Source organism: Paracoccus onchidii (assembly GCF_028294535.1).
GTDB classification, from domain to species: Bacteria; Pseudomonadota; Alphaproteobacteria; order Rhodobacterales; family Rhodobacteraceae; genus Paracoccus; species Paracoccus onchidii.
The window spans coordinates 1-10,019 of sequence record NZ_JAQBIE010000052.1 but is presented as its reverse complement, the minus strand read 5'-3'; the positions used below and the strand labels follow the sequence as shown (position 1 = coordinate 10,019).

Annotated in this window: 9 protein-coding genes and 1 tRNA gene; 6 read left to right on the top strand and 4 right to left on the bottom strand. The window is 59.5% G+C overall.

Going from position 1 to position 10,019, the window contains the following annotated elements:
- Positions 1 to 34: 34 nt before the first annotated feature.
- From PAF17_RS19735 to thrS, 3 genes are all read right to left on the bottom strand, one after another.
- Positions 35 to 337 (bottom strand): hypothetical protein, encoded by a 303-nt coding sequence (locus tag PAF17_RS19735; protein WP_271890779.1) that lies wholly within the window; start codon positions 335 to 337, stop codon positions 35 to 37.
- 84 nt (positions 338 to 421) lie between these two features.
- Complete coding sequence (locus tag PAF17_RS19730; protein WP_271890778.1) at positions 422 to 628, bottom strand: cold-shock protein; 207 nt, start codon at positions 626 to 628, stop codon at positions 422 to 424.
- Between the two features lie 202 nt (positions 629 to 830).
- Complete coding sequence (gene thrS / locus PAF17_RS19725; RefSeq protein WP_271890777.1) at positions 831 to 2,777, bottom strand: threonine--tRNA ligase; 1,947 nt, start codon at positions 2,775 to 2,777, stop codon at positions 831 to 833.
- Positions 2,778 to 2,997: 220 nt separating this feature from the next.
- On the opposite strand from thrS, the gene PAF17_RS19720 reads away from it, so the two are divergent.
- Together PAF17_RS19720 and PAF17_RS19715 are read left to right on the top strand one after the other, a co-directional pair.
- Positions 2,998 to 3,738 (top strand): alpha/beta hydrolase, encoded by a 741-nt coding sequence (locus PAF17_RS19720; RefSeq protein ID WP_271890776.1) that lies wholly within the window; start codon positions 2,998 to 3,000, stop codon positions 3,736 to 3,738.
- Complete coding sequence (locus PAF17_RS19715; protein ID WP_271890775.1) at positions 3,725 to 4,684, top strand: alpha/beta hydrolase; 960 nt, start codon at positions 3,725 to 3,727, stop codon at positions 4,682 to 4,684. Before PAF17_RS19720 ends, PAF17_RS19715 begins: the two co-directional genes overlap by 14 nt.
- Positions 4,685 to 4,707: 23 nt before the next feature.
- Here the strand turns inward: PAF17_RS19715 and phaZ are convergent, their stop codons facing one another.
- Positions 4,708 to 6,057 carry a polyhydroxyalkanoate depolymerase gene (phaZ, locus tag PAF17_RS19710; RefSeq protein WP_271890774.1) on the bottom strand — a complete coding sequence of 450 codons (1,350 nt, stop codon included), beginning with the start codon at positions 6,055 to 6,057 and terminating at the stop codon, positions 4,708 to 4,710.
- A 505-nt stretch (positions 6,058 to 6,562) separates the two neighbouring features.
- Between phaZ and phaC the strand changes: the two genes are divergently transcribed.
- The 4 genes from phaC to PAF17_RS19690 all read left to right on the top strand — a co-directional run bounded on the left by phaC (position 6,563) and on the right by PAF17_RS19690 (position 9,916).
- Positions 6,563 to 8,317, top strand: coding sequence for a class I poly(R)-hydroxyalkanoic acid synthase (phaC, locus tag PAF17_RS19705; protein ID WP_408636451.1), 1,755 nt, complete (start codon positions 6,563 to 6,565; stop codon positions 8,315 to 8,317).
- 188 nt (positions 8,318 to 8,505) lie between these two features.
- Entirely contained in the window at positions 8,506 to 8,967 is a 462-nt protein-coding gene (locus tag PAF17_RS19700; protein ID WP_271890772.1) for a phasin family protein, read from the top strand.
- A gap of 199 nt (positions 8,968 to 9,166) precedes the next feature.
- Complete coding sequence (gene phaR, locus PAF17_RS19695; protein ID WP_271890771.1) at positions 9,167 to 9,787, top strand: polyhydroxyalkanoate synthesis repressor PhaR; 621 nt, start codon at positions 9,167 to 9,169, stop codon at positions 9,785 to 9,787.
- Between the two features lie 39 nt (positions 9,788 to 9,826).
- Positions 9,827 to 9,916, top strand: a tRNA-Ser gene (locus tag PAF17_RS19690).
- Positions 9,917 to 10,019 lie beyond the last annotated feature (103 nt).

The window sequence follows — 10,019 nt, the reverse complement described above, 5'->3', positions numbered from 1 at the left end:
CCATCGGACCCAAAGCCCCGGGCGCGCTTCACTTTCACCGTGACGCAACCAGCCCGTCACCGTGGGCAAAGCCCGAAAACCCCAGCCTCGGGTGGTCCAGAGTTGGAAGGCAGAGCAACAGAAACGCGACCGGAAAACTGGCGTGATTGCGCAACCTCAACAGAGCCCTATCGCCCGGGCGCAGCCCGAACTGCTGCAAGCCGGTGGCGGTTCCGCGCATGGCTGTTGTCAGTTTGTCATAGGAGCAGCGGCTGGCCCCCGTCGCCGCGACCACTGACAAGGCCGGCTTGTCAGTGACATCCTGGCCGGCGGCAAGGATATGTTCGGCAAGGTTCATCGTGGCCGTCCCGGTCTGGATTGCGCATCGAGAAACGAAAAACGGCCCGTGGAGACGGGCCGTTTTCCTGATTTTCTGGCTGGATCAGAGCAGTTGAAGATCGCTTGCCGAGGCGCGACCGTCGCGCCCGGACTGCAATTCATAGCCGATTTTCTGATTGTCCTGCAGGCCGGTCAGCCCGGCGCGTTCGACAGCAGAAATATGCACGAACACGTCCTTGCCGCCGTCATCAGGCGCAATGAAGCCATAGCCTTTGGTGGCGTTGAACCATTTAACCGTTCCGGTCGCCATAACCGTTCTCTCCTTCAAGTCATCCCGACGCAGGATTGCGTCAGGCCGTGCAGCCCGCTTTCGGTCTTCCGGCTGCCCACGAAGGGAGGCGGTAGAAAGTCTTTGCTCACGTCAAAGAGGATGAACGAATCATTTGAAAACGCAAGAAGGAACCGCCCGCAAAATGTGATGCGGGCGTGAAGTTCCTGTAACAGCGACCGAATTAGCGCAGATCAGGGGCAATTGCCTCGGCTTGCAGCGCCGTCACAGCCTCGTCCAGGGGCAGGGTGCGACTGCCTTGCTGATCAAGCCGGCGCATGGAAACGCTGCGGTTTTCGACCTCTTTCATGCCGATGGCCAGAATCGCCGGAACCTTTGCGACCGAATGTTCGCGGACCTTGTAGTTGATCTTTTCGTTCCGGATATCGGCCTCGGCGCGGATGCCGGCGGCCTGCAGCGCGGCCACGACTTCGTGCACGTAATCATCGGCGTCCGAGACGATGGATGCCACCACAACCTGACGCGGGGCCAGCCAGAAGGGCAGCTTGCCGGCGCTGTTCTCGATCAGGATGCCGATGAAGCGTTCAAAGCTGCCCAGAACCGCGCGGTGCAGCATGATCGGGCGATGCTTGTGCCCGTCCTGGCCGACATATTCGGCGTCCAGACGTTCCGGCAAGTTCGGGTCCACCTGCAGCGTGCCGCATTGCCAGTCACGGCCGATGGCGTCGGTCAGCACGAATTCCAGCTTGGGCCCGTAGAACGCGCCTTCGCCCGGGAAGATCGTGAAGTCATAGCCCGCGGCCTGGCAGGCATTGCCCAACGCGGCCTCGACGCGGTCCCAGCTTTCGTCGGAACCGATGCGCTTTTCGGGGCGCGTGGACAGCTTGATCCGCCAGCCGGTGAAGCCCAGATCGGCATAGATCCCGGCCAGGAACTCGATGAATTTCCTGGTCTCGGCCTCGATCTGGTCCTCGGTGCAGAAGATATGCGCGTCGTCCTGCGTAAAGCCGCGCACGCGCATGATCCCGTGCAGCGCGCCCGAGGGTTCATAGCGGTTGCAGGACCCGAATTCGGCCATGCGCAGCGGCAGGTCGCGATAGGATTTCAGGCCGTGATTGAAGATCTGCACGTGGCAGGGACAGTTCATCGGCTTCAGCGCGTTGATCGTCTTGGTCCGCGCGTGATCCTCGTCGACCTCGACGATGAACATGTTTTCTTGGTAATTCTCCCAGTGGCCGGATTCCTCCCACAGCTTGCGGCTGACGACCTGCGGGGTGTTCACCTCGACATAGCCGTCTGCGCGCTGCTTGCGGCGCATGTAATCCTGCAGCGTGGTATAGATGTTCCAGCCGTTCGGGTGCCAGAAGATCTGGCCCGGCGCCTCTTCCTGCATGTGGAACAGGTCCATCTCGCGGCCCAGCTTGCGGTGGTCGCGCTTGGCGGCCTCTTCCAGCATGTGCAGATGCGCCTTGAGGTCGTCCTTGTTGCGGAAGGCCACGCCATAGATGCGCTGCAACATCGGGCGGCTGGAATCGCCCAGCCAATAGGCACCCGCGATATGGGTCAGCTTGAAGGCGTCGGCGGGCAGCTGGCCGGTGTTCTGAAGATGGGGACCGCGGCACAGGTCCTGCCAGTCGCCATGCCAGTACATCCGCAGATCCTGATCCTCGGGGATGCGGTCGATCAGCTCTACCTTGAACGGCTCGTTCGCGGCCTCGTAATGGGCGACGGCGCGGGCGCGGTCCCAGACCTCGGTGCGGACGGGTTCGCGGGCGGCGATGATCTGTTTCATCTTCGCCTCGATCTGGCCCAGATCTTCGGGGGTGAAAGGCTCGGCCCGGTCGAAATCATAGAACCACCCATGATCGCGGATCGGCCCGATGGTGACCTTCACATCCGGCCAGATTTCCTGCACGGCGCGGGCCATGACATGGGCGAAATCGTGGCGGATCAGTTCTAGCGCCTGTTCCTCGTCCTTCAGCGTATGGATCGCGATCGCGCCGCTTGCGGTGATCGGCCAGGCCAGGTCGATATGCTTGCCATCAAGGCTGGCGCTGATCGCGCGCTTGGCCAGGCTGGGGGCGATGCTTTCGGCCACCTGCGCGGCGGTCACGCCTGCGTCATAGTCGCGCGAATTGCCATCGGGAAAGGTGAGAGAGATCTGGGACATCACGTCCTCCTCGTCGGTTTGGCGCCCACGGAACGCCCGGTTGCGGGTTATGGTCGCGGTCAATTGGACCGATGGCGGGGCGAAGTCAAGCTTGTCTGGAAGCAAAGGGGCTTCATGGAATTTTCTATCTATGCAACAAGATGCGTAAAATGACGCCGATGGCCTTGCGGCTGTGAATTTCGGTGTCGCGACAGTGACAACAGAACAGGGCATGGATCGCATGGCGCAGTTTCTAGACACGGCTTCGGGCCGCCGCATCGCATATCACCGTCACGAAGGCCAAGATCCCGGGATCGTGTTTCTGGGGGGCTTCAAATCCGACATGACCGGAACGAAGGCCGTCCATCTGGAGGCTTGGGCCAGAAAGAATGGCAGAAGCTTTCTGCGCTTTGACTATTCGGGGCATGGCGAAAGCAGCGGCGATTTCGAAGCGGGGTGCATCGGTGACTGGGCCGAGGACGCCCGTGATGCCATCAGCGCCTTGACAACCGGCCCTCAGCTGTTGGTCGGATCCAGCATGGGGGGATGGATCGGCCTGTTGTTGGCGCGTGACATGGCTGACCGGGTTGCGGGGCTTGTCACGATCGCAGCCGCACCGGATTTTACCGAACAAGGTTTCTGGGCCGGTTTCTCAGAGGTGGAACGCGCGAAGATCATCGATGAAGGGCGGTTGGAAACACCCAGTGAATACAGCGATTCTCCCTATGTCATCACGCGGCGGCTGATCGAGGAAGGCAGGAGCAATCTTGTCATGAACCGGCCGCTGCCATTGCCCTTTCCCGTGCGCCTGTTGCAGGGCACGAATGATGATGACGTGCCGGTAGGTTGGGCGCTTGATCTGCTGAACCATGCGCAGGGTGACGATATTCGGCTGACCTTGGTCAAGGATGCCGATCATCGCTTTTCTTCGCCTGAATGTCTGCATCTGATCGAGACTGCGATCGATGATGTCCTGGCGTAAGCTCGCCATCCTTGCCATTCTGGCGTTCGGGGCGTTCTGGTATCTTGTGCCGCACGAGCATGCAGAACTGGTCGCGGCCGAGATCAATCTGCCAGAGGATCTGGACGCGTGGCTGTCGGATCGTGAACAGGGGATCGATCCCGCCCGCGCGGGGCGGATCGACTGGCGCGGCCCGCCAGGGCAACGAACCGATCTGGCGCTGATCTATGTTCACGGCTTTTCCGGCCATCCGTCGGAACTGGACCCCGTTCCCCAAGAGGTCGCCGAAGCCGTCGGCGCGAATCTTTATTCGGTACGGTTGGCGGGTCATGGCGCCGAGGATGAAGCACTGGCCCGGGCGAATGTGGCGCAGTGGTGGGATGATGTCGCCGAAGCGGTGGCCGTCGGAGAGAGACTGGGGGACAGGATCGTTCTGATCGGCCTGTCCACTGGCGGCACGCTTGCGGCGCTTGCGGCCGTTGACGAAGACTTGGGGCGCAGGATCGATGCGGTTGTTCTGCTGTCACCGAATTTTGGTGTGCATCACCGGTATTTCAGGCTTTTGAACCTGCCATTTTCGCGCCAATTGGTGCGGCTGTTGATGCCCAAGGATCGATGTGGCGACAATCTGGCAACCAAGCCGCGCGGGTTCATGTCGCCTTGCCCCGCGATCGAGGCGGCGATCCCCTTGGCCGCCTTGGTGCGAAGGGCATCGGGAACCGATTTCTCGGTCGCGCATCAACCGGCGTTTTTCATCTGGTCCTACGCCGACAATATTGTCATGCCCAAGGCGACCGATGCGGTTGCCGATCGCTGGGGCGGGCGCGCAACCCGCCTGAATGTAACGCCCAGCAAGCAAGACGACCCGCATGGTCATATCATCGCGGGCGAGGATTTCTCGCCTCGTTTGTCGCCCTTGATGGTCAAGGCAATCTCGATATGGATCGGGCAATTGGGCGAATCCTGAAGAACTCGCCCGCTTCGATCATGTCAGACGGCGATCTTGCCGCTTTCGCTGATCGAATCCGAAACGCCGCAATCTGCTGCGGCTCCGCCCGGCGAACGGCGTTTGCGCGGTGCGGCAGAACCGGTCGGGGTCATATGTTCGTCGATGAAGTCAAGCACCAGGGGACGGATGTTCAGGCGCCAGGATTTGCCGGCAAAGATCCCGTAATGACCGGCGCCGGGTTCGAGATGCTGTTTCTTGCGATCATCGGGCACGCCCGAACACAGGTCCAGCGCCGCCACGCATTGGCCGGGCGCTGAAATATCGTCATTCGTGCCCTCGACCGTCATTACGGCGACATTGGTGATCCTGGAAATGTCGACGCGTTTTCCATCGACCTCGAAACGGTTTTCCGCGATCTCGAGATTCTTGAAGATCCGCTCGACCGTGGACAGGTAAAATTCAGCGGTCATATCCATCACCGCCAGATATTCGTCATAGAACCGGTTGTGTTTGTCACCTTCCGAGCCGGTGCCGCGCGCATCGTTGAATATCTTGTTCATGAAGGCGCGCGCATGGGTTTCGGCATTCATGGCGATAAATGAGCTGAGCTGTGCCAGCCCCGGATAGACCATCCGGCCAGCGCCCCGGTATTTGAAGCCGACGGATTGAATGACCAGATGCTCCAGCTCGCCCATGGTGACGCGGTTGCCGAAATCGGTCACTTCGGTCGCTGCGGCGTCCGGATCGACAGGCCCACCGATCAGTGTCAGCGTGCGCGGTTGGGCGGCGGGATCTTCTTCGGCCAGTATCGCGGTGGCCGCCAACGCCAGAGGAGCTGGCTGGCAGACGGCAATGACATTGGTCTCAGGTCCGAGATGCTTGATGAAATCGACCAGATACTTGGTGTAATCCTCGATGTCGAATTTGCCTTCGCTGACGGGAATGTCGCGGGCGTTGTGCCAATCGGTGACATAGACCTCGCAATCTGGCAGCAGCGATGTCACGGTCGAGCGCATCAGTGTTGCGTAATGGCCCGACATGGGGGCGATCAGCAGGACCTTGCGCGGTTGCGGGGCGCGCCGCGCAACCCGGAAATGGATCAGGTCGCCGAAGGGGCGCTTGATCTGGGGTTCGATATAGACAATGTGATCCTGACCATCTTCGCCGGCAATGGCCGGGATTTCCCAGTCGGGTTTCGTGACCATACGCGCAAAGCTGCGTTCGGTGACATGGCCCCAGGCGCTCATGAGTTTGAACGCCGGATTGGGGATCAGCGCAAAGGCTGGATAGGACGACATGGCCCGCGCGGTCGCGCCCAGCCATTCATTGGTGTTGCGAATGGTCTCCATCGCATCATAGGAAATGATTCCCTTGGCCCCTTTGATCGGCATGACGTTCCCCATCTGCTGCGCCGCGGCGTACCGGCGATATCCTGCTGATCAAGTCCGGTAAAAAGGTCAAATTGTCCGCTTTACCCAGTGCCAGCCCTGCGCCTATCATCAAGGTGATTTTTAGGGGGGATTTGCAGTTATGGCAAGCAAGACGGACGAAGCGGGACGGAACGTTGCGCGCAGCACCGCCTCGAAAGCAACTTCCAAAACAGCGGCAAAGCCGGAAACCCCCGGCGATTCGGCCAAACCGCCCGCCAAGACATCGACATCCCGCCAGACAACGGCAGAGGGCGCACGGGCAGGGGGGCAAACAACCGCCCGGAAACCCGCCAGTTCGCGGCGCAAGACATCTGCAAAACCAGCCGCGGGGCAAAAAAATGCTGCGGCGCAGCGTAAATCTGCCGCCCGGAAACCCGCCGCCTCGCCGGCACTGCATCACGAACAAGCATCGTCCCCGGCGACGGACAGCGCCGAAACTTCGGGGCAAACGTCATCCATCAACGGGATGCAGTCTGCCCGCAAGCTCGGCGAAAATATCGAGCGGATCGAAGCCCTCGGGCACCGTCTGGTTGCGGCATTCAGAGAAAAGGCCATGCCCAACCCCGGAGTCGAAGGGCCTGGCCCTGATCTGGTTCTGACTGCGGCGAATGCCTGGATGAAAACCCTTGCGGAACAGCCCACCAGATTGATCGAGCAACAGGTGAATTACTGGGGGGAAACGCTGCAGAACTATTCGGCAGCGCAGCGCGCCCTGACGGGTATGCAGGGACCCGCCGATGACGGGCAGCCCATCACCGACAAGCGTTTCAAAAACCCGCTATGGCAGACACATCCTTATTTCAGCTATGTCCGCAAACAGTATCTGACGAATGTCCGGGCGTTTCAGGATACGATGGACGAACTGGACTTGCCTGATCAGGTCGCGCGTCGCCGCGTCGATTGGCTGACCCGTCAGATCGTTGACATGATGTCGCCGACGAATTTTCTGGCGACCAATCCTGATGCGCTGGAACGTGCCGTGGAGACCGAGGGCGAAAGCCTTGTTCGCGGTCTGGAAAATCTGGTCCGCGATGTCGAACTCAATGGCGGTGAGATGGTCGTTTCTCTCGCCGATCGCGAGGCGTTCACGGTCGGCGAGAATATCGGCACGGCCGAAGGCAGTGTCGTTTACCAGACATCCCTGTTCGAATTGATCCAATACAAGCCGACGACGGATCAGGTCCATGCGACGCCGATGCTGATTTTTCCGCCCTGGATCAACAAGTTCTATATCCTGGATCTGAAACCCCAGAACAGCCTGATCCGCTGGCTGGTCGGGCAGGGGCACAGCCTGTTCGTGGTCAGCTGGAAAAACCCGGACGCGGCGTATGCCGAAATCGGGATTGACGATTATATTGCCGCCTATCTCGATGCGATGGACAAGGTCCGTGAACTGACCGAGCAACCAAAGCTTAATGTCGTTGGATATTGTATCGCGGGAACGACCTTGTCTCTGACGCTTGCGCTGTTGAACAAGCTTGGCGATGAGCGGGTCAATTCCGCAACCCTACTGACGACGCTGACCGATTTTTCGGATCATGGCGAGTTCACAGCCTATCTTCATGATGATTTCGTCAATGGAATCGTCGAAGAGGTCGAAAGACATGGGCTGATGCGTGCGCAATTGATGTCGCGCACCATGAGCTTTTTGCGGGCGAATGATCTGGTCTGGGGCCCTGCGATCCGCAGCTATATGTTGGGCGAGACGCCCCCGGCCTTTGATCTGCTGTATTGGAACGGTGACAGCACCAACCTGCCTGGACGGATGGCGCTGCAATATCTGCGCGGTCTTTGCCAGCGAAACGAATTCGCGGGGCAGGGGTTCGAAGTGATGGGCCGGCGCGTGCATCTTGGTGATGTCGCGACCCCGCTTTGCGCCGTGGCCTGCGAAACGGACCATATCGCACCCTGGTCGGATTGCTGGCGGGGCGTGGCGGCCATGGGAAGCGCGGACAAGACGTTCATCCTGTCAGAATCCGGACATATCGCAGGAATCGTCAACCCACCGACCAAAATGAAATACGGACATTACGCGGATGGGGACGGGTTCGACCGGGGGCATGATCACTGGCGCGAATCATCCACCTTTACCGAGGGCAGTTGGTGGCCACGCTGGGGTGATTGGCTTGCCGATCGGGCTGGCGCCATGGTTCCCGCGCGCGAGATTTCCGGGGAAATTTCGCCCGCACCAGGGAGCTATGTTCACGAGCGCGCGGTCTAGAAAGAAAGTTGTGACGCCTTCTCAAAGTGTTGCACTAAACTACATGCGGCGATGTAACAATTTTGCTGCAATGCAGCGACAGGGCTTGAAATGCTGCGGTGCAGCATGCATATTGTCACTACGAAACAAGGCGCAGTGGAACCTTTCCTCCCTCATGGTCGACCACTGCTGAAACAGGAGTGATTGAGATGGCAAAGACCCCGGATTTCACCAAGACGATGCAAGACCTGATGGCCAACTTTCCGATCGACACCTCGTCGATGCAGGACGCGATGAAATCGCAAGGTGCACTGGGCGAGAAGCTGGCCAAGGTTGCGCTGTCGGCTGCCGAACGTTCGACCGAGATCTCGGCCCGTTGGGCCAAGGACAGCATCACCCGCATGGGTGAGCTGGCTGTCGTCAAGGACGAGCCTTCGGAATATGCGAAAGCAGTTTCCGACTATGCTTCGGCTTCGGCTGAAGTCGCCGCCGAGCACATGGCTTCTTTCGCCGAAGTTGCGAAAAAAGTTCAGATGGACACCGTTGATCTGATGTTGACCGCCGGCAAGGATCTGGCTGCCGATGCGCAGAAAGTGGCTGAAAAAACCACCCGTGAAACGCAGACGGCCGTGCGCAAGACCACCGCTGCTGCAACGGCTGCCGCAAAGTAAGCTTTCTGCTTGCTGGGAAATTAAAAAGGGGGCGCTTTGTCGCCCCCTTTTTCATGGGCGCCGATGCGTTCGAGGGGCCAGACCTGCCCCGAGGGACGTCCCGGGCTGTTATGGTCTTGGCCAAAACAGGAAATTTTCTTTGCGTTTTCGTGACGCTGCACCCATCATGTGCAAAAGTCACCGAAAGAGGCCCCTGCATATGGCCGCCGACGCCACGACCCTTCTGATAAAACGTTACGCCAGCCGCCGGCTTTATAATACCGAAACCAGCGATTACGTGACGCTGGACGATATTGCGCGGCTGATCAGGGATGGCCGTGACGTCAAGATTGTCGACCTGAAATCGGGTGACGACCTGACACGCCAGTATCTGTTGCAGATCATCGCCGAACATGAGGGCAGGGGCGAAAACGTTCTGCCTATCGATGTGCTGACCGATCTTGTCCGCAGCTATACACCGAACGCGCAATCTGTGGTTCCGCAATTCCTTGCCGCCAGCTTCGAAATGCTGCGGGATGGCCAATCCAAGATGATGGAAAACATGACGGCGATGCCCAATCCAATCGCCAAGATGCCCGGATTCGAGGCTTTGCAACGTCAGCAGCAAATGTTCCTCAAGGCCATGATGGGCGGGTGGACCGCAGGCAGTTCGGGCCCCGATGTCGATGACCTCGCACAGGGCACGGAAGAGGCCGATATATCCGGAGAAGATGCCCATGGGGCCCGGGCCGATTCTGCCCCAAACAGCCCAGAAGCCGATGACATGGTCGAGATCCGGCGCCAACTGGCTGAACTTCAGAAACGAATTTCAAACCTCTGACTTGCGCCCGGTCGCATCACGGTCTAAACGCACCCTAACGGAGCGGTGGCCGAGTGGTCGAAGGCGCACGCCTGGAAAGTGTGTAGGCGGGGAACCGTCTCGAGGGTTCGAATCCCTCTCGCTCCGCCACTTTACCCCAGCATAGCAAGCGATCATTGGGCAAAGCGAATTTTCGTGAACCCAGATGTGAACCTGAATGTGAACCTGATTTCACCACGAAATAGGCTGGGAA

Coding starts and splice junctions, on each gene's coding strand:
- PAF17_RS19720 (WP_271890776.1), top strand. CDS start 2,998: ATGGCGCAGTTTCTAGACACGGCTTCGGGCCGCCGCATCGCATATCAC.
- PAF17_RS19715 (WP_271890775.1), top strand. CDS start 3,725: ATGTCCTGGCGTAAGCTCGCCATCCTTGCCATTCTGGCGTTCGGGGCG.
- PAF17_RS19735 (WP_271890779.1), bottom strand. CDS start 337: ATGAACCTTGCCGAACATATCCTTGCCGCCGGCCAGGATGTCACTGAC.
- phaC (WP_408636451.1), top strand. CDS start 6,563: ATGCAGTCTGCCCGCAAGCTCGGCGAAAATATCGAGCGGATCGAAGCC.
- phaR (WP_271890771.1), top strand. CDS start 9,167: ATGGCCGCCGACGCCACGACCCTTCTGATAAAACGTTACGCCAGCCGC.
- thrS (WP_271890777.1), bottom strand. CDS start 2,777: ATGTCCCAGATCTCTCTCACCTTTCCCGATGGCAATTCGCGCGACTAT.
- PAF17_RS19700 (WP_271890772.1), top strand. CDS start 8,506: ATGGCAAAGACCCCGGATTTCACCAAGACGATGCAAGACCTGATGGCC.
- PAF17_RS19730 (WP_271890778.1), bottom strand. CDS start 628: ATGGCGACCGGAACGGTTAAATGGTTCAACGCCACCAAAGGCTATGGC.
- phaZ (WP_271890774.1), bottom strand. CDS start 6,057: ATGCCGATCAAAGGGGCCAAGGGAATCATTTCCTATGATGCGATGGAG.